Below are 19,607 nucleotides of genomic sequence, written 5' to 3' on the forward strand. Positions count from 1 at the left end.
ATTGATCGCGTGTCTGTCTCCATCTAAGCTGCTCCTCTCTCCAAACCTGTGAGCCGGCTAAAAATGTTTGTCGCAGGCCATGCAGAGAAAATTGTTCGGAAAATGAATGTTAATGCGAAATGCAGGCGATATCCTCAGACGAGATCTTTTTATGGGTCATGTACTCGTATCTTGTGCCTAAGACACTGAAGGATCGAGTCCACGAGTGCCCGAGATGCGGGCTTAGGATGGATCGAGATCATAATGCAGAGTGGCTACTGAAGGTAGCCACTGCTTCTACGTTAGTAGAAGCACGTTGAACATTCTCACCCTCGTACTGAGGGGCAGAGCCTGTGGAGAAGCGGCTACTGAAGTAGCCGCTGCTTCTACGTTAGTAGAAGCATACCGGATGACTGGATCTAGGAAACCTTCGACTTCGTCGAATGGCTTCGACGGCTCTCGATGCAATCGAGAGGCTTCGACAAAGTCGAAGCGAGTCGAAGCGCAGGAAGCTCCGGCCTTCGGGCCGGAGAGGAAGTCACTTAGCAACATGGAGGTCATGCAGACCGTTTGCCGGGTGGATTCATTTGCCCGACAGGGTCGCAGGACCAGCACATTCAGGGACAATTTATCAGATGAATTGGAGCGATCATGTAAACTCCCTCTCCCCAAGTTTAAAATACTTTGAGGTTACAGGGAGAAGCGTGCGGTCCTACTCTGTTCCCACCCTGGCTCGAGAGGCCCAGAAGTTCCATTCATCACATGGCGGCTTTTCCGGATATCTGAAGTGTTTCATCACATTGATTTTATTTATGAATAATGTGTGTTCTTGATAGCAATGATACAGGAGGAGGGAGGGACAGCCTCTGGAGCCAGCTGCTCCAGAGGCTGAAAAAGTTCATCAAGGGCGTGGTTATCTGCTGGAGACATTCATATCGTTCCGGTATATCAGAAGCCGGAGGCGTCAGACTGCTCTTTCTGTCCTTGCAATCGGGCTGGCGGTGGCTGTTAGCGTGACCTCTGTATCGCTCCAGGCTGGCTTTCAGGAGTATCTCCTCGACATAATCGTAAAGGACCTCGCGCATGTCAGCGTGAGCCCGAAGGAGGGGGAGGAGTACATCTACCTCTACAGAACGCTAATGGACAGGATATGGCAGCTCGAGGGTGTTACAGCAGTCTCTCCGCGCCTGAGCGCACCCGCATCACTCTCGCACAAGAACAACGTCGAGAACGTTATTCTGATCGGAGTGATACCATCGGAGATGGAAAGGATCTACCCGAGCATCTCAGAGCGGATGGTTTACGGAGATCTTGAGTCAATCCACCAGGAGAACAGGATGGTGATCTCGAAGAAGCTCGCCGAGAAGCTGGATGTTGAGCTGGATGACACTGTGGATGCGAGGTTTCCTGATGCGAACCCTCTGAACCTCATGATCACCGGCATATTCGATCCACCGCAGGGCTTTCCTGAGGAGATGACATTCGTCTCGCTCCGCACGGCCAGGAACTTCCTGGGTGAAGGGGATGTCGTAAACGGCATAGATATCAAGCTCCGGGACATCTACATGGCAGATCGGATCAGCAGGGAGCTGTCTGCAACAGGATACAAGGCAGAGAGCTGGCAGCAGCTTTACCCGGAGATCCTGAGGACCATTGCGATAGAGAACCTTGAGAACAACATCACCATGCTTCTCATAATGATCATCGCAGCCTTCGGGATAGCGAGTGTGATGTACATGCTTGTTCTCGAGAAGACATCTGAGATAGGGATGCTCATGGCAGAGGGGGCGACTGGCGCGATGATACGCAACATATTCCTCATCCAGAGCACTGTTCTTGGACTCATCGGCGGCGTCGCCGGCGCTGCTGGCGGCGTGGCTCTTTCTCTGTACCTCAAAGGCATGGAGTTCGAGGTCGAGGCTCCTGGCTGGGAGGAGTTCGTGCTTCCTGTGGTGATAGACCCCCGGAAGATCCTGATCATAGTGGTGGCAGCGGTCCTCCTGAGCCTGGCCGCTGGCGTGTATCCCGCGCACAAGGCATCGAAGCTCGATCCTGTGATCGCCCTGCGTGGATGAGCGAGATGTTTGAGCATATCATTGCATCACATCACATCGTCAGAAACCCCAGGATGGCTTTCTTCACTGTGCTCTCTGTAGCCCTGGCTGTGGCGATTATCGTCGTCATGATGGGCCTGATGGGCGGCTTCAGGGAGGAGATCATGAGCACGACCATCGAGAACAATCCCCATGTCGTGATCGAACCAAAGGAGGGGGAGACCGAGATACACCTCTACAGGACGCTCTCCGCCACAGTGTGGGCGTATCCAGGGGTGGAGGCTGTCTCCCCCAGGCTGAGGGGGAAGGCGGTCGTCGAGCACAGGGACAGGGCACGGGGCGTGGAGGTTGTGGGTGTCATCCCATCAGATGAGGATCCTCTCATGAGGGTTGAGAGGGACCTTATCGAGGGGAGCTTCAGGGATCTCGAGCTGAGCAGATACTCAGCTGTTATCGGAAGCAAGCTTGCCGAGGATATCAGGGCCTCGACCGGCGACAGGATAGAGCTGATCAGGCAGAACAGATCAATCCGACTCAAGGTCGCAGGCATCATAGAAACAGGCACAGCAAGCGACAAGACTCTTGTGTACATCCCGCTGAAGACCGCACAGGATATCCTCAGCGAGGGCGATGTCGTGTCAGAGGTCTCTGTGAGGCTCTCTGACCTCTACGATGCCCCGCATCTTTCGGAGGAGATCAACAGGAAAACCAGCTACAACGCCAGGAGCTGGGTTGATATCAACCGTGATATACTCAACCTCCTCGAGACGCAGTCGCGCTTTGTGGTAGTATTCTACATTCTAATATTCGCGATAGCGGGATTCGGCATAGCCAATACCATGATAATGATAATAACCCGCAGGACGAAGGAGATAGGCATTTTGATGGCGATGGGCGCGACCAGGTTCTCGATAATGAAGATATTCGTTCTTGAGAGCCTTATCCTCGCTCCACCATCCGCCCTCATCGGGTGTGTCCTGGCTTACATCGCAGCAAGACTCATCATGATGTATCCGGTGGAACTTCCGAGCGAGATATACATGGTATCAAGGATGACCGTGGTGATGAAGCCTGAGTTCTTCTTATGGGCTGTGATCTACTCCATGGTTGTCAACCTTGTGGCGGGACTCTATCCTGCCTACAGGGCATCCAGGCTCGATCCTGTCGAGGCCATAGCGGTCGAGTGATCGCGTCATGTGCTCCGCCCCGTATAGGGAGCAGGTCTCATCAGGCGTGTTCGGGATAGAGCATAACAGACACAATGAAGATGCGCGTTCGGTGCGCGGGGCAAAGTTTATTTACCGTAAATGCAGCTAGTTCACCGTTCGAGGTAAGAATTTATCATGGAGCTGGAGAATCTTCGATTCGGTACGGAGCTGCTGAAGCGCGGCTTCGCCAAGATGCAGAAGGGTGGAGTCATCATGGACGTCACCACCCCTGAGCAGGCCATGATCGCTGAGGAGGCCGGAGCTGTCGCTGTCATGGCACTCCACGCGGTTCCTGCTGACATCAGAAAGATGGGCGGCGTGGCCAGGATGGCTGATCCGAAGGTGATCGAGGAGATCATCGATGCGGTGACCATACCCGTCATGGCCAAGGTCAGGATCGGCCACTTCGTCGAGGCTCAGATCCTGGAGGCGATAGGGGTGGACATGATCGACGAGTCGGAGGTTCTCACCCCCGCGGACGAGTTCCATATCGACAAGACAAAATTCAAGGTTCCGTTCGTATGCGGCGCCAGGAACCTCGGCGAGGCCCTCAGGCGTATCAGGGAAGGTGCGGCCATGATACGGACCAAGGGGGAGGCGGGCACCGGTGACGTGAGTCAGGCCGTGAGACACATGAAGATGATCATGGGCGATATCCGGAAGCTCAAGGGCATGAACAGCGAGGAGCTGATGAGGTTCGCGCGCGAGATCGAGGCCGACCCGGAGCTTGTAGCTGAATGCGCCCGTCTCCAGCGGCTGCCTGTGGTCAACTTCGCTGCCGGTGGCATAGCAACACCAGCAGACGCGGCTCTTATGATGCAGCTCGGTGCCGATGGCGTCTTCGTCGGCTCCGGCATATTCAAGTCCGAGAACCCGGAGGCTATGGCTGCAGCGATAGTCGAGGCCGTCCATCACTACGACGAGCCGGAGGTTCTGGCCAGGGTCTCCAGAGGTCTTGGAAGGCCGATGAAAGGCATAGATGTCGGCACCCTTCAGGAAGGAGAGGCGCTCCAGGCGAGAGGATGGTGAGCCGGCTCTTCTCAGAGGTCTGAGCTTCCGCTTTGGAGGTAACGTGAGAAGGATTGGGGTCATAGCCCTCCAGGGAGACGTCTCGGAGCATATCAGCGCCGTAGAGGCGGCAGGCGGCCAGGCTGTTCCCGTACGGCGGGCGGGCGTCATACCCACATGCTCCGGCATAGTTATACCTGGAGGCGAGAGCACAACGATCAGCAGGCAGCTCGAGAGGACAGGTATAGCTGCTGAGATCAAGCAGGCTGCTGCGAATGATGTGCCTGTGCTCGCGACATGTGCTGGACTGGTGCTTGTTGCAAAGGAGATCGATGCAGGCGACGTCAGACCCCTCGGGCTGATCGATATCTCGGTGGGAAGAAACGCCTTCGGCCCGCAGCGCGAGTCGTTCGAGGCTGATATAGATGTCGCAGGATTTGACAGGCCCTACAGGGCGGTCTTCATCCGCGCGCCCGTTGTTCTGAGATGCGGAGATGGCGTGCAGGAGCTTGCACGCTTCGGCGGCCGCACCGTGGCGGTGAGGCAGAGGAAGATCATAGGTCTTGCGTTCCATCCTGAGCTCACCGGTGATCTCCGGTTCCACAGGATGTTCTTGGAGATGACCTGAGGTGGTTCTATCTTCGATGGCAGGTTCGCAGTGAAAAGCTACGATGAGATGCGCAGGGAGATGGAGGATCTCCTGAAGCGTTCCGAGCAGCTGAGAGCAGAGTCAGCATCTGCCATCGAGGAGTCGGACTCGCTCCGGAAGAGGTCTGTGGATATGCGGCAGCTCGACCCTGAGCAGGCGGAGGCCCTGTGGATAGAGTCCGAGGAGCTCAGGACAAAGGCCAGGGAGCTCATGCGCGAGTCGGTGGAGCTGCGCATAAAGGCAGCTGACATAAAGCACCGCTTAGATATACACGAGCAGATAGAGTCGATCCCGGATAGGGCGGAGAAGCTCTGGAGGAAGGCTGTGAGGGGTTAGCGTGTGAGACGCAGGGCAGCAGGTGGAGGTCTTTCGGTCAGGATTGCTCTTATCAGTCTGATTTTGCGCAGAGATACCGACCTCCCCACTATGCGCTCCTGAGGAACGAATGCGCGCTTCCAACGAACCAGATGCCTGTCCTACAAGTTGGCGAACAGGTAAGAGCGAGTCTGATTTCACCCGATTTTCGTGCTCTCTGATCGGCTTGGATCGAGAACTCATCACGCTGCAGAGCTAAGAGATCCAGGTCTTCAGCCCATCAGGAGAGTATATAATTTAAGAGGACGTCTCTGTTATCATGGCTGAACTGAAAGAGGCCATGTTTTACGATAGGCTTGAGGGTGGCGATGTAAGATGCAACCTCTGCAACCACAGCTGCAGGATTCATCCTGGTCGCAGGGGCATCTGCGGTGTCAGGGAGAACATCGACGGGACCCTCTACTCGCTAGTTTACGGCAAAATCGTCGCTGAGCATGTCGATCCTGTGGAGAAGAAGCCTCTGTTTCACTTCCAGCCGGGCAGCAGGAGCTACTCGATCGCCACGGTCGGCTGCAATTTCAGGTGCAGGCACTGCCAGAACGCTGATATCTCCCAGATGCCCGTGGACCGGGGCATGATCATCGGCAGTGAGAGGGCTCCTGAGGATATCGTCGCGGAGGCCCTGGAGTCTGGAGTTCAATCTATATCCTACACGTACACAGAGCCGACGATATTCTTCGAGTTCGCGCTCGATACAGCTGTCGAGGCGAAGAAGTTCGGCCTCAAGAACAACTTCGTCAGCAACGGCTACATGTCAGAGGAGGCTGCAAGGGCGATCGCGCCGTATCTGGACGCGATCAACATCGATCTGAAGGGCGACGACGAGTTCTACAGAAAGATATGCAGCGCGAGGGTTGATCCGGTGAAGAGAAACATAGAGCTCTTCCCGAAGCTCGGGGTGTGGACAGAGGTCACGACTCTTGTGATTCCCGGCTATAACGACTCCGATGAGCAGCTCAGGGAGATAGCGGAGTTCCTCGCAGGCGTGAGCGTAGATATTCCATGGCATGTCTCCGCCTTCCATCCAACATACAGGCTCAGAGATGCTCCGCCAACGAGCGCTGCAACAATCCGCAGAGCCATGGGCATAGGCAGAGAGGCAGGCATCCGGTACATCTACGCGGGGAACATCCCTGGCGAGGGGGAGAACACGCACTGCCACAGCTGCGGCGAGCTTCTTGTCGAGCGATTCGCATACCGCGTGACTCTCAACAGCATTGTTGATGGCAGATGCCCGAGGTGCAGGACGCAGATCCCGGGAGTCTGGTGAGCTGATGCAGGGCTCCGCGCCCGGCTACTCTCTATCAGTTCACACTGTGCCACGAGCTCACAGTCCTGCAGGTACTGGATGCGATCAGCTGTGATTCAGGCCGACTGATGATAATGAACAATCAATATCGATCTTCAGTGCCGGCAAAACTATTAAAGGTAAAGACGTGCATTAATTATTGTGCAGCTTTGCAGAAAGATGTGAAAGCCTGGTGAAAATGATGTTTGAGAAGATATTGATCCCCACGGACTTTTCTAAGCACGCGAGAAAGGTCGTAGAGTGCGCTGGTCAGATCCCGGGTGTGAAGGATGTTGTTCTCCTTCATGTCATCAGCAGGGACCCGCTTGCCAGGGTCTGGGACCCTGTTGCAGAGATCAGGGAGGCGGAGAAGAGGCTGGAGGGCGAGGCAGCCCCTCTTCAGGGAATGAACGTCAAGGTGAGGGCGGTCTCCGTCCTGGAGGGAGAGGTTGCGAGCGCGATACAGAAGGTGGCAGATGAGGAGAACGTCTCTCTGGTGGCGATGGGCGCGAGGGGCAAGAGCCTGATCGAGAGCGTGCTTCTGGGCAGCGTCTCCAGAAACGTTCTGCGCTACGGCAACACGCACCTCCTTCTGATGAGATACAGGATGATGGAGGGAAAGCCGGTCGGCATATACTGCGCGAGGCTGCTGCACAAGGTGCTTTATCCGACAGACTTCTCCCAGCCGGCCGAGGCGGCGCTATCGTTCCTGAAGAACATAAGCGGGATCGGCGAGCTGATGCTGATGCATGTGGTCTCCAGGGGCGAGACGCAGGAGGAGATCGATTCCGCTGTGAAATACGGAACGGATCGGCTGAATGAGATCGCGACGGAGCTCAGAAAGGGCGGTCTGAACGTGAGCACAAAGGTCGTGGTCGGCGAGGCCTGCGAGCAGATAAGATCTGTCGCCAATCAGGAGGATGTCTCACTGATCGCGATGAGCTCGCAGGGTGCAACCGCGATCAAGAAGGGCAGGATCGGGAGCACAGCGTACGGAGTGGCAAACACGGCAAGCAGGCCTGTTCTCATCCTGAGAAGCTCGAAGATCGCGATATACTGAGCTCTCAGATTTTAATCTTACATTTTTATCGTCTGCCATCGCAGCGGATGACGGAGACAATGCGATCTCCCGCAGCCTCTCTTACCATATTCAGAGCCTCCTCCAGGCTAGACGGCCTGCGCTTCTCAGATATCGCTTTTATGGCCTTCCCGACGATATCATCGTTCCCCTCCCTCACCCTGACGATCACGCTCCTCTCAGGCATGACAAGTCCATTGCATATGCCGTCGGGATCGCCGTCGACTATACCCAGAACTGGTATCCCGAGCCTTGAGAGGACATCTCCGGCGATGGCCGTTGTATCGTCGCCTATCGTTATCACAAATGATGCATCAGATGCGAGCTCAAATGCGTCCTCTGCGGTATGATCTATGATCGCGAACCTGCCGTTCCTGCCCGTTCTGAGAGAGCAAAGCCGTGGTTTCAGCATACCTGCGGTTCTACGCACAGACCCGCTTCGGAGTATCGCGGATCTCAGATCGACATATGGGAGCTTCTCCAGGCCATGCATTTTGAGCTTGATCCCCCTTGCGCCAACGATCCTCCCGTCCTGCGCCATGATCTCGACATGTGTATCCGTGGCAGTGCCGATGACCGTGCCGTTGACCGAGATCCTCTCCCCTGGCAGGACCCCCCACACCCTTCTCACCATCACATCGCCCTCCTGGCGCAGATCATCATATTGCATGAGGGCATCCAGGATCTCGAAACCGAAGTGTGATGCAAGACCTTCCGCAATGGCGTTGCTTCTCTCAGATGAATTCGCAAGAGCTGCGACGAAGCGGCCTCCGGAATCAACCTGAATGAGGGGATTCGTGGGCCTAGCTCGGGAGGCCACGATTGATCCAAAAACAAGCCCCGTCTCCCTGCTCTTCGCGTGATTCATTAGAACTGTGAGGTCGGAGTGCTGGAGGTCCTGCACGGACTGGCTTGGAGATCTTCGCCTGCTGATATCCACCCTTCCCTCAAGACCTGCGTCGATTATCGCAACCCTGCCCATGGTCCCGCCGAGGACCGCCACCACATCGCCATGCCCTTCAAGCCATTCCAGGGCCTGAAGAGCAAATCCAGTATCCACTACCTCTGGGCCGTGGATTACAACGCCTATCGAGAGCCTGCGCTCATCCGCCGCACTCGAGGTTCTCATCGTGGAGCCTGGCACGTTCCATCAGCTCTTTCTGCTCCTTCATCCTCTCCGCGAGATCCTCAAGAGACATGCCACTGAGCTCCTTGCGCTCAGGGACCTTCTCTATGGGCTCCAGGTAGGATGTCAGGTAGTAGAGCTCTGTGGAATCCAGAAGCGCCCAGGTCTCCCCGTCCTCCTCTTTTATGAGCTTGACGACCCCAACAGTCCCGGTACCGTTGTACCTGACCAGGGATCCTTCCTTTATCTCCATCACAATCACCATACGAGCCGTGAGGTGCACTGACACAGGTATTTTCGCGTCTCTCCGGTTTAAGCCTTGCGATTTTGCTGAAGCGCCCTCTGCGAGTCAGAACTTATGATGGCATCTGAAGATCTTTGAGATGTGTGCCATGCAGACAGCATGGCGCTCTGTATCTCGAGCTCAATGCGCAATTTGCAGCCTGGTCCTCTGTCTTTAAGAGATTGGTTGGTTATATATCTATTGAGGATCTTCTTAATATCTGCACAGCAGTGTGTAGCTTTGGAGAGGTATGAGAGATGGCAGGAGCTGTTGCTGGTAAACCCAACGTGGAGGTCGCGAAGAAGCCCAGGAAGCGGAGGAGGTTGAAGGTCGCCCATCCGGAGAGGTGCATCGGATGTCTGAGCTGCATGTTCGCATGCAGCAGGATAAACACGGGACACGCATCGCTTGAGCGCTCGGCGATAAGGATCAAGACGCAGGGAGGGATCGAGGGAGATCCCATAATAGTGGTCTGCCACGCGTGCGAGGACCCTGCATGTGTCAGAGCCTGCCCAAAAGGAGCTCTCTCGAGGAGAGAGGACGGGAGTGTTGTCTTTGATAAAGATCTATGCGACGGCTGCGGTAAATGCGTGGATGCATGCCTCATAGGAGCGATATCCCTTGACAGCGAGGGCAAGGCCGTGAAGTGCAAGCACTGCGGGGCATGTGTTGCATTCTGCCCGCATGATGTGCTTAAGCTGATCGAGGTGGATTAGCATGCTGAGAAGGGTTCTTTACATAGATCTCACCAGCGGCGAGAGCTGGGTCGAGGAGATGCACGACCTCTTCGAGGAGTGGCTCGGCGGTACGGGGGTCGCAACACAGCTTCTGCTCAGGGAGGCTCCTCCAGGCGTTGATCCCCTCTCGCCGGATGCGCCGATAATCTTCAGCATAGGGCCCCTCTCGACGATGTTTCCGGCGATGACAAAGACAGTGGCACAGTTCAAGTCCCCGCTGACAGGGGAGCTCGGGGAGTGCTACGCGGGCGGAAGGCTCGCGATGGCGATGAGGTTCGCGGGCCACGAGTCGATCGTGATAAAGGGCAGAGCTGAGCGCCCCTGCTACATATCCATCGAGAACGACAAGGTGAAGATGCGCGATGCCACATCGATATGGGGGATCGGCGCTGCCCGCGTTGGAATCATCCTGAGGGATGTCGAGAAGGGTGTGGGGAGGAGGAGCATCATCAGGATCGGGCCTGCCGGCGAGAGGATGGTCAGGTACGCCTCTGTGATCGTCGACACCTACAGGCACTTCGGCAGGCTCGGCCTGGGCGCGGTCTTCGGATCCAAGAACCTGAAGGCCATTGTTATATCCGGAACAGAGGACGTCTCGATTCCAGACTCGAAGCGGTATCGAGAGGTCTACAACCGGATTTACAGAATGGTTGTCCAGACAGATGCGATGGAGAAGTACCACGACCTCGGGACCCCCATAAACGTGAACGTGCTGAACCAGCTCAAGGGGCTGCCGACGCGCAACTTCCAGTCGACCTCGTTTGCAGAGGCAGAGAACATAAGCGGCGAGAGGCTCGCGGAGGAGTACCTCTTCAGAAGGGTCTCGTGTGCGCACTGCCCAATAGGATGCATACACATAGCGATGCTAAAGACCGCGTTCACCCAGCATCACGAGTTTGAAGTGAGAAGGATCAGCTACGATTACGAGCCCATATACTCTTTAGGCAGCAATCTGGGGGTGACGACCGCTGAGGGTGTGCTGGAGCTGATAGACACATGCGAGCGTCTGGGGCTGGATGCGATGAGCACGGGCGTGGTGCTCTCGTGGGCGACAGAGGCCTACGAGAAGGATCTGATCACACCCCAGGAGACGCTCGGCGTGCCGCTCCAGTGGAACAACGTGAAGGGCTACATAAAGGCGATGGAGAACATCGTGGCTGCGCCGAACGAGTTCTACGCTGCGCTTGCGAGGGGTGTTGAGTTCGCCGCTTCCAGATACGGCGGAATGGATTTCGCGATGGCCCTCGGGGGCAATGAGGTCTCCGGATACCACACAGGCCCTGCATCGATAGTCGGCCAGCTCGTGGGCGTGAGGCACTCGCATCTGGATAACGCCGGATACAGTATAGACCAGACAGCTGCCAAGAAGCAGCTCGATCCGAGCTCCATGGTCGATCAGATAATCAGAGAGGACGACTCCAGAAGCGTGTTCAACTCGCTCGTCGGATGCCTCTTCGCAAGAGGGGTTTACACAGATGAGAACATTATCGATGCACTGGGATCGATTGGAATAACAAAGAGCAGGGAGGAGCTGACAGAGCTCGGGAGAAGGATCTTCCTGGAAAAGTACAGGTTCAAGACCAGGGAGGGCTTCGATCTCTCGAAGGCGAGGATACCCAGGAGGTTCTTCGAGACCGTGAGCACGCTCGGGCGCATCGATCCAGAGACTGTGGAGAGGATGATAGCTCTCTACAAGGAGAGACGCGGATGGGCATAAAGGGATTACCCTGCCATCTGATGACCCCATCTAGGCGCAACAAAATGCATACGTCAGGAGAGGTAATGGATCCGTCAGGGGTACATCAATGCGCGGGAGAGGTGTCATGAACAGCATGCAGGCAATAGTACTGGCTGCAGGCGAGGGCTCCAGGATGAGGCCCCTCACCGCGAGCAGGCCGAAGGTCATGCTTCCAGTGGGTGGAGCCCCGCTGCTCGAGGAGCTCATACTGAGATGCAGAGATGCAGGGATAAACAGGTTTGTGTTCGTGGTGGGCTATCGCAGAGATGTGATAACATCTTACTTCAAGAACGGCAGCGATTTCGATGTTGAGATCAGCTATGCGGTGCAGGAGAAACAGCTGGGCACAGGCCATGCGCTTATGGCTGCTAGTGACCTCTCGGATGAGAGGTTCTTCGTCATAAACGGAGATGTGCTTCCAGACGTCGAGGCGCTCAGGCACATGATGTCGCTGGAGGATCTCAGCGTCGCCACACACAGGGTCGTGGAGGCGAGCCGGTATGGCGTGTTTCTGCTAAGAGATGGGCTGGTGCAGGGGGTCGTAGAGAAGAGCCCGTCGCCGCCATCTGACATGGCGAACGCCGGTATATACCTCCTCGACAGGGAGATCTTCGAGCTCATGGAGGAGGTCCCCGTCTCGATCAGGGGCGAGTACGAGCTCACAGATGGAATAAACGCTCTTGCAGCCGCGGGTAGAAAAATCTGGGCAGTCGAGCTGAGCGAGTGGGTTGAGGTCGGCGTTCCCTGGGACATACTCACAGCCTCGAACGCTGTGCTCTCGAGAAAGAGCCCGGTCATTGAGGGGGATGTGGAGAGCGGCGCCACGCTCAAGGGAAATGTCTCGATCGGCAGCGGCACCCTGGTGAGAAATGGCGCATACATCGAGGGCCCTGTGTGGATCGGCAGGAACTGCGATATAGGGCCGAACTGCTACATCCGCGCAGGATCTTGCATAGGGAACAGCGTGAGGGTGGGAAATGCGGTTGAGATCAAGAACTCTACCATCATGGACGGCACCAAGATAGGCCATCTGTCCTACGTGGGGGACAGCGTCATCGGGTACGGCTGCAACCTCGGCGCCGGCACCATCGTATCGAACCTCAGGCATGACAACAGAAACATCCGCTCCTATGTCAAGGGCGTGCTTGTGGATACAGGAAGGAGAAAGCTTGGCGTGATAATGGGGGATAACGTCAAGACTGGAGTGCATACATGCATCTACCCCGGAACCGTGATAGAGCCCGGCTACCTCTCGAGGCCAGGCGAGGCCCTCAGGGGATACGTGAAAGCCATGCAGAGCGTGTCCATGGGCTGAATCCCGTTGCGGTCGTGTACTAGGATCAATCAGACCGGCAGCCTCCAGCGCTGCGGTACCTGGGAGGGGTTCTGCTTGTCCGCATGGAGACAGAGGTCCTCCCTCGCCGCTTTCACCAGCTCCATTAGCATCCCGACGGCCATCAAATAATAGTCGATCGCTCCGTTCTCCCCGCTCCCGCAAGAGATGCGGGATGCGCTCACGGACAATCGCGCAACTCCATGGTCTTCTGGTACGGAAATGGTCATTGAATGCAGACCATTTCCGCACCAGGCAGAATACCCCCTTCCATTCAGGGGAAGGAAGTCACGGGCATATCCAGAAATGCTTTTAAATCCTCCCGCCATTCTCACTAAACCTGGGGAACCATGGGGTGAATCCTGAATGAGAATTGGTTTTGGTTTTGCGATCGCGCTGCTGGCGTTTGTAGCTGCAGCCAGCGGTGCTGAGGAGAACAAGTCATGGCTTGCGGATGATATGCTCGAGACGTACCATGAGGGTACCCTGAACTTCCTCGAGGATCCAACAGGTGCAGGCCTCTCAGTCTACGATAACTACGTATTCTACGTCAAGGGCTCCACGTACTTCAGATCGAAGTGGAAGACCCCACCGAACCTTCCGCCAGACAAGAGCTGGGCATGGGGCTCGGGAAATGTCGGTGGTTGGGCGTACACTCCGGAGGGGACGTTCATAAGGTTCGAGATGGTCTCGCCGCCCTCCTACGTATACATAGGCGGGACGCCGGTGCCATACACGACATATGTATCAGCGCCCCTCTACACTGAGAGCAACCATCTCTACATCCACGGCGCGGACAGCCTGACCAGATACGTGAAGGCTCCTGCCGGCTCGAGCGTGTGGCTTCTTGCATACACAAAGACAGCGGGCATGGCTGATGTGTACAAGATATCTCCTGATTCGACTGTCTCTGTGAACAGAGTCGTCATGCCAGCCGGATACAGCCATATGTCACTGAACATAACCGATCCCGGAAGGTATCTGATCAGCTTTGTGAAGGACAGCATACCCAGCGAGACGGTCGTCATAGACGCGATCCCCGCCGGGGTGACCCTGAGCTGATCGCCTATCTTTCCCTTTTTCTGTCCATTCTGTACATTATGTCCCTGGCATCCTCGTCCCTGCTCACCCACGCCTTCAGAGCTGCGGCGTCTCCCTTCTTGCTCTCCTTCGCGTAGCCCAGGAACTTCATCACAGAGTTGATGCCCTCTGTGCCGGCGCTTATTATGAACGCTGTGATCAGGGCATCGAGCAGATCAAAGTAAGATCCCTCCTGGATATCGCTGTAGATGCATAGCGGCGCCAGCACGCGGAGGCCTGTGCCGAAGGCTATCAGAAGACCCGCGATCAGCGATATTATCCCGAGGATCAGCTTCTTGTCCCTCTCCCCTATCAGCCTCACAACTATCGGATCCAGTATCTCAAGAAACTGCTGTATCGCGAAACCGGCCGCAAATATCGGCACAATCGTGGCAACCAGCTGATCCATTCCGAACCTCCAGCGTAGAGTTGTTTATAACTGAATAAGTATTTTACGGTCAATTATGTTTGAATCTGGAAGCAGCAGCAAGATATTATACATGCTGCGCATACAGGCGTGATGCCTGGAGATGAGTTTATGGGCGGAGCTAAGCTCGGGGACAGGGTCCGTGTGCATTACACTGCAAGGCTTGAGAGAGGTGTCGTTGTGGATACCTCCGAGGGCGAGGAGCCATTCGAGTTTGTGCTGGGAGATGGCAGGGTGCTGCCAGGGTTCGAGGAGGCGGTCATCGGAATGAGACCGGGGGAGGTGAAGACCGTCAGGATACCGCCGGAGAAGGGATACGGCCCGTACAGGCAGGATCTCGAGGTCGAGGTCGATAGGTCCAAACTTCCAATGGATCTCGAGCTTAATATAGGCGACACGCTGGAGATTGTCGAGGATGATGGAAGGGTGATCAAGGTGGAGATAATGGATATCATAGGAGAGAAGGTGGTGCTGAACGCCAACCATCCGCTTGCAGGCGTGGATCTGATATACGAGATCAGGCTGGTGGAGATACTGTGATATCGAACCTCGCAAAATAGATAGTTCAGCGTCGGGCGGTTCTGTCATGAGATCTCAGCGCAGGCTCTGGGCTGTTGTAATCATCATCTCAGCATTTCTTTTGAGGCTGTATGCCGGGAGGCTCGCTCTGTCAGATGGATCTGTGCTCTTCTACGGTCCGGATTCCTACTACCACATGCGCAGGATTATTTATACAGTGAACCACTTTCCTGCCACGCTCTGGTTCGATTCATACGTGGATTATCCAAAAGGGCTTGAGATAACCTGGCCGCCGCTCTTCGATATACTCGGGGCTGCTTTGGCATCGCTCGGTGGGGGCACACACAGCGCAGAGATTATAACGTCGCTGCTCCCGCCTCTTCTCGGCGCACTCACGGTCGGGGTCATCTACCTCGCTGCGAAGGAGATGTTTGATGCGCGGACCGGCCTGGCATCCGCCTTCTTTCTCGCAATATCCTCATACGCGGTGGCAGTGAACTCCTTTGGATACGTTGATCACCATGCTCTCGAGATGCTGCTGCTCTCACTCATCGTGCTAGCGCTTCTGAGATCCACCAGCGACATTAGGTGGTCTGCAGCTTCCGGAATCTTAATGGCGCTTCTGGCCTACACATGGATGGGCTCAGCCGCTTATATTCTCATAGTTCTGCTCTACACCATCGCCAGGATGTCCCTGGATCTCAGGGATGGCAGAGAGCCGCCGAAAGATCTCGTGATCGCGCCTGCGATAGCCTCGCTTCTCGTGCTCCCGCTCTGGAGCAGTCACTGGATGCTCCCATCGGCCATCGCCATATCCGCCCTTCTCGGCGCATCTCTTTTTGGATATGCGATCTACATTCTCTCGCAGAAACGCCTGCCGTGGTACTCGCTTCCGGGTATCATGATATCCGCTGGCTTGATCGTTCTACTTTTAGTATACACACTCAGAGACGGCATAACATCTGTGGTTTACACAACACTGGTGAGCAGGCTCCCCTACATCATGGGGGGAGAGATGGCTGGGCTCATAGAGGAGGCAAGCCCGCTCCTGACCATGGATCTCATGTCGGTCCTCGGGCTCAACATAATCGTAACAGTGGCAGTTCTGGCGCTGGTCGCGAGACGTCACATCTACGATCGGAAGAAGGTTCTACTGATCGTATGGACCTTAATCGCCCTGCTTCTCACATTCGGGCAGAAGAGGTTTCTCTACATCCTCGCGATGAACATGTCCATCCTCTTCGCTGTTCTCTTCTCAGAGCTCTGCACCCTCGCTGAGAAGAGGTCTCTGGAGAGGAGACAGATGATGGCCTTCACGCTTATCATTCTCGTTGTGATGTCAATTCCATCCTTCTGGAGGCTCAGCAGGATCTCCGATGATACGCCTGATATAGAGGGCGACTGGGTGGATGCGCTGAAGTGGCTTAAGGAGAACACTCCAGCGACCAGCTTCTTCGATGATCCCTCCGGAAGGCCGGAGTACGGCATAATGAGCAGCTGGAGCTATGGCAACTGGATACTCTACCTCGCAGAACGACCGGTGGTTGCGAACAACTTCCAGGCAGGAGTGGATGATTCCACGAGGTTCTTTCTGTCTGAGAGCGAGAGCGATGGGGAGAGAATACTGGAGAGAAGGAACGCGAGGTATGTAATAACATCATGGGAGATGCTGTATCTCACCCTTCCATCGACAGCACGATGGATCGGGGAGGACCCGGCGAGCTACATGAGATATACCGCCTCAGGAAAGTATCTCAGCATAGAGCTGACGGACCGTCTCAGGAGGACGATGCTCGCCCGCCTCCAGCTGTACGATGGACTGAACATGAGCCATCTGAGACTTGTGTACGAATCCAGAACATTCAAAGGAAACAACCCGAGCAGCGCGAGCGTGAAGATCTTCGAGCATGTCCCCGGAGCGGTTGTGACCGGCAGAAGCAGCGGGCCTGTTGTTGCGCTCCTCAACCTGACAACCAACCAGGGCCGGAGGTTCACGTACGCGATTGAAACCGCGCCTGTGAGCGGCGTTTACACGCTCCGCCTGCCGTACTCGACCGGAGACAACGGAGCCGTGAGAGCAGAAGGCGCCTATATCATCATGAACCCGGAGATCGCAAAAGAGCTGAGCATCGAGGAGAAGGACGTGCTCGGTGGCAGCACGATCCAGCTGGATCTCTGATCGAAACTTAGAGGCCCATGTGATCGAACCGTCGGAGTGGCGAACGTGGTAACTCCAATCAGGTACAGCTTACTCTACCTCTTTCTGCGGGGTTACCGATTCGCCAGATCACCATGATGAGCAAATGTAGAAATCTGCAAAACAGACCGGCCTGAAGATACCGCACCATGAACCTCAGCCCTGACCCAGCACATCCTCATAGACCCTCACGGTCATCTCTGCGATCTTGTCCCAGCTGAAGTCATGCTCGAGCCTCGCCCGGCCCATTGCAGACAGCCTCTTCATCTCCTCAGGGTTGCTGAGCAGACGCCTGATGCACCACGCAAGGGACTCAGGCTGTATGTAGGCGAGCAGCCCGTCCTCGAAGTTTTTTATTATCGTGACAGCCTCCGTGGCGACCACAGGCTTTCCGGCATCCCACGCCTCCAGGACCACCACGCCGAACGGCTCGTTCCTGCTAGGCAGGCATATTATGTCGCATGCGTTCATCAGATCCTCTTTTGTTGAGCTCGGAACGTATCCGAGAAACCTGCACGCGTGCTCGACGCCGAGCTCTCTCGCCAGACGCTCGCACTCCCACTTCATATCACCCTCGCCGACGAAAACAAACTTCGCGTCCCACCTCTCCCTGAGCACATCGGGTATCGCTCTGACCAGAAGATCCGGACCCTTCTGGTAGCACATCCTTCCGCAGAAGAGGATCACAGGTGCAAGCGGATGTATGCCGTACCTCTCCTTGACCCTGCCGGCATCTAGAACCCTTCTGAGCTTTCCGATCACTATCCCGTTGGGGATCACCTCGATCTTCTGCTCCGGTATGGAGTAGAGCATCATCAGCTCGTTCTTCATGCACTCTGTCGTCACTATCACCCTTGCAGACTCGTAGCCTCCGAGCCATTCGCGATGGGATATCTCTCGCGATACAGGATTCTGGGGATGGCTGTTCCCGTTCCTGCCCCACTCGGTGCTGTGGACTGTGAATATCAGCGGTATTGAATGGCTCTTTTTTATCCGCACGATCGCATTCACAGGATGCCAGTCGTGGCCGTGAATCAGATCGAACCTCCCGAAGATATTCTGCACGGACTCGAACCGATCGACCATCGCATCGCACATAGTGTCCATCTGATGAACTATATCCCCTGTGGGGTCGTGGTCCACACGCTGATAATGCACTTCATTGATCTTATCGTAGTAATCGAAATCGCCACGCCTTGTGAAGACATGCACCTCGTGGCCCATCCTGGCGAGAGCCTCGGACAGCTCAGAGACATGCGGGGCCACGCCGCCGACCTTCACCGAGTAAAGGCTCTCCCAGGAGAACATACCTATACGCATCAGCTCACCTTTAACATCCTAATTGGTTGGTGTGATTTAACTCTTTCACATCTCTCGAAATTCTGTTCTGATTCCGCCTGTCTTGCCAGATCTGTTTTGAGATCCTTCGACATGCATCGCCTGGTAATGCGAAATGATACTCGCACGACCAGCAATTCGCTCTTTGGAGCATGCCGCACTTCAGGCAGTCTTCAATTCATCAATTTTTTACAACTATCGAGGTCATGGATGGTGTTTGTGATATGCAGCACTCCGGAGATTCAAATCATGAGACCGACCTGAGCTCTGAGGCTGCCTGCTCAGGCGGAACCGGGTTTATGTAGATTCCCGTGTTCTTCTCGAAGCCCGCGATCCTGGTTATGGCAGGCTGAATCCTGATGTTCAAATGGTAGTTTGAGCCCATCTGAAAGAGCATGTAGTTGTACGGCGGATCGTTCAGAAGCGCAGAAAGCCGGCGGAGAGCCTCCTTCAGAGCTCTGCCAAGGCCTACAAGCATCGAATCGTTGAGCTCAAGAAGGTTGCTGATGTGCTTGAACGGCAGTATCCACATCTCATAGGGTGTCTGTGAGTAAAAGGGCGCTATGCAAACCCATTCTCCCTCTCTGAATATGAGCCTCTCAGAGCTCGACTCCCTCTCAGCGATCGTGCAGTAGGGACATGCAGGCATGGACGATATCGAGGATATCTCACGCATCACAAGCGGCGGGACCAGAGGAAGCGCTATCAGCTGTGTGTGCGTGTGGCTCAGGGACGCACCGGCCTCACGTCCCCAGTTCTTGAATATGGATACATATGATGATCCATGCTCGACGTGATACCGGTATCTGTCAGCGTAGACGCTGATCATTCTGATCGCTGTCTCATAATCAAAGGTGGCCGGGCTGCTCTCATGATCCGGCGATTCGATTATGACCTCGTGCCCTCCCCTCGCAGGCACAGCCACCCACTCCGGAGTTGGCGCAGCCGGGCTCTGAACAACAGCAGGGTACATGTTCGGAATGCATCTGGCCCACCATCCCCTGATCCGCGTCTCGCCGTCTGCAAACACGCCATCCTCCCTGTACACAGCCAGGGCTCTGGGCGTCATCTCCTCGTTCCCTGGGCAGAACGGGCACTCCTTCGATGCGCGCATCTCCCTCGCCCGGATGAAATCTGTGGGCCTCCTGGCCCGCTCCCTCGCTATGACGCAGTACTCCTCCAGAAAGTAG

19 protein-coding genes are annotated in these 19,607 nt (G+C 55.6%); 13 read left to right on the forward strand and 6 right to left on the reverse strand.

What is annotated here, in order from left to right:
• Positions 1–926 precede the first annotated feature (926 nt).
• The 7 genes from QFX31_RS07675 (at position 927) to QFX31_RS07705 (ending at position 7,621) form a co-directional block, all read left to right on the forward strand.
• Positions 927–2,054 carry an ABC transporter permease gene (locus tag QFX31_RS07675; protein WP_348531559.1) on the forward strand — a complete coding sequence of 376 codons (1,128 nt, stop codon included), beginning with the start codon at positions 927–929 and terminating at the stop codon, positions 2,052–2,054.
• Positions 2,051–3,220 carry an ABC transporter permease gene (locus QFX31_RS07680; RefSeq protein ID WP_348531522.1) on the forward strand — a complete coding sequence of 390 codons (1,170 nt, stop codon included), beginning with the start codon at positions 2,051–2,053 and terminating at the stop codon, positions 3,218–3,220. Before QFX31_RS07675 ends, QFX31_RS07680 begins: the two co-directional genes overlap by 4 nt.
• Before the next feature lie 156 nt (positions 3,221–3,376).
• Positions 3,377–4,270 (forward strand): pyridoxal 5'-phosphate synthase lyase subunit PdxS, encoded by an 894-nt coding sequence (gene pdxS, locus QFX31_RS07685; RefSeq protein WP_348531523.1) that lies wholly within the window; start codon positions 3,377–3,379, stop codon positions 4,268–4,270.
• A 43-nt stretch (positions 4,271–4,313) separates the two neighbouring features.
• Positions 4,314–4,877 carry a pyridoxal 5'-phosphate synthase glutaminase subunit PdxT gene (pdxT, locus tag QFX31_RS07690; protein ID WP_348531560.1) on the forward strand — a complete coding sequence of 188 codons (564 nt, stop codon included), beginning with the start codon at positions 4,314–4,316 and terminating at the stop codon, positions 4,875–4,877.
• 30 nt (positions 4,878–4,907) lie between these two features.
• Positions 4,908–5,234, forward strand: coding sequence for a hypothetical protein (locus QFX31_RS07695; protein ID WP_348531524.1), 327 nt, complete (start codon positions 4,908–4,910; stop codon positions 5,232–5,234).
• A gap of 307 nt (positions 5,235–5,541) precedes the next feature.
• Positions 5,542–6,543: an AmmeMemoRadiSam system radical SAM enzyme gene (amrS, locus tag QFX31_RS07700; RefSeq protein ID WP_348531561.1), complete on the forward strand. Its 1,002-nt coding sequence runs from the start codon at positions 5,542–5,544 to the stop codon at positions 6,541–6,543.
• 217 nt (positions 6,544–6,760) lie between these two features.
• On the forward strand, positions 6,761–7,621 hold the full coding sequence (locus QFX31_RS07705; RefSeq protein WP_348531525.1) for a universal stress protein: 861 nt from the start codon (positions 6,761–6,763) through the stop codon (positions 7,619–7,621).
• Between the two features lie 25 nt (positions 7,622–7,646).
• On the opposite strand, the gene QFX31_RS07710 is transcribed toward QFX31_RS07705, so the two are convergent.
• Positions 7,647–8,768, reverse strand: a complete 1,122-nt coding sequence (locus QFX31_RS07710) for a DUF2117 domain-containing protein (RefSeq protein WP_348531526.1) — start codon at positions 8,766–8,768, stop codon at positions 7,647–7,649.
• Positions 8,743–9,018, reverse strand: a complete 276-nt coding sequence (locus QFX31_RS07715) for a DUF2098 domain-containing protein (protein ID WP_297759675.1) — start codon at positions 9,016–9,018, stop codon at positions 8,743–8,745. Before QFX31_RS07715 ends, QFX31_RS07710 begins: the two co-directional genes overlap by 26 nt.
• 287 nt (positions 9,019–9,305) lie before the next feature.
• Between QFX31_RS07715 and QFX31_RS07720 the strand changes: the two genes are divergently transcribed.
• The 3 genes from QFX31_RS07720 (at position 9,306) to glmU (ending at position 12,838) form a co-directional block, all read left to right on the forward strand.
• Entirely contained in the window at positions 9,306–9,764 is a 459-nt protein-coding gene (locus QFX31_RS07720) for a 4Fe-4S dicluster domain-containing protein (protein WP_348531527.1), read from the forward strand.
• 1 nt (position 9,765) lies between these two features.
• On the forward strand, positions 9,766–11,502 hold the full coding sequence (locus QFX31_RS07725) for an aldehyde ferredoxin oxidoreductase family protein (protein ID WP_348531528.1): 1,737 nt from the start codon (positions 9,766–9,768) through the stop codon (positions 11,500–11,502).
• A gap of 106 nt (positions 11,503–11,608) precedes the next feature.
• Positions 11,609–12,838: a bifunctional sugar-1-phosphate nucleotidylyltransferase/acetyltransferase gene (gene glmU, locus QFX31_RS07730; protein WP_348531529.1), complete on the forward strand. Its 1,230-nt coding sequence runs from the start codon at positions 11,609–11,611 to the stop codon at positions 12,836–12,838.
• A 29-nt stretch (positions 12,839–12,867) separates the two neighbouring features.
• Here glmU and QFX31_RS07735 read toward each other — a convergent pair whose 3' ends face one another.
• Complete coding sequence (locus QFX31_RS07735; protein ID WP_348531530.1) at positions 12,868–13,047, reverse strand: hypothetical protein; 180 nt, start codon at positions 13,045–13,047, stop codon at positions 12,868–12,870.
• A 175-nt stretch (positions 13,048–13,222) separates the two neighbouring features.
• Here QFX31_RS07735 and QFX31_RS07740 point away from each other — a divergent pair, with 175 nt between their 5' ends.
• Positions 13,223–13,918, forward strand: coding sequence for a hypothetical protein (locus QFX31_RS07740; RefSeq protein ID WP_348531531.1), 696 nt, complete (start codon positions 13,223–13,225; stop codon positions 13,916–13,918).
• A 4-nt stretch (positions 13,919–13,922) separates the two neighbouring features.
• Here the strand turns inward: QFX31_RS07740 and QFX31_RS07745 are convergent, their stop codons facing one another.
• Positions 13,923–14,345 (reverse strand): hypothetical protein, encoded by a 423-nt coding sequence (locus QFX31_RS07745; protein ID WP_348531532.1) that lies wholly within the window; start codon positions 14,343–14,345, stop codon positions 13,923–13,925.
• Between the two features lie 129 nt (positions 14,346–14,474).
• Between QFX31_RS07745 and QFX31_RS07750 the strand changes: the two genes are divergently transcribed.
• Positions 14,475–14,903 carry a peptidylprolyl isomerase gene (locus QFX31_RS07750; RefSeq protein WP_348531533.1) on the forward strand — a complete coding sequence of 143 codons (429 nt, stop codon included), beginning with the start codon at positions 14,475–14,477 and terminating at the stop codon, positions 14,901–14,903.
• A gap of 46 nt (positions 14,904–14,949) precedes the next feature.
• Positions 14,950–17,061, forward strand: a complete 2,112-nt coding sequence (locus tag QFX31_RS07755; protein WP_348531534.1) for an oligosaccharyl transferase, archaeosortase A system-associated — start codon at positions 14,950–14,952, stop codon at positions 17,059–17,061.
• A gap of 174 nt (positions 17,062–17,235) precedes the next feature.
• Here QFX31_RS07755 and QFX31_RS07760 read toward each other — a convergent pair whose 3' ends face one another.
• The gene (locus QFX31_RS07760; protein WP_348531535.1) at positions 17,236–18,399 is read right to left on the reverse strand and encodes a glycosyltransferase family 4 protein; all 1,164 of its coding nucleotides are present in this window, start codon (positions 18,397–18,399) and stop codon (positions 17,236–17,238) included.
• 265 nt (positions 18,400–18,664) lie between these two features.
• Positions 18,665–19,531, reverse strand: a complete 867-nt coding sequence (locus tag QFX31_RS07765) for a DUF4921 family protein (protein ID WP_348531536.1) — start codon at positions 19,529–19,531, stop codon at positions 18,665–18,667.
• Between the last annotated feature and the right edge of the window lie 76 nt (positions 19,532–19,607).

Source organism: Methanothrix sp., from assembly GCF_030055635.1.
In the GTDB taxonomy this organism is placed as follows: domain Archaea; phylum Halobacteriota; class Methanosarcinia; order Methanotrichales; family Methanotrichaceae; genus Methanothrix_B.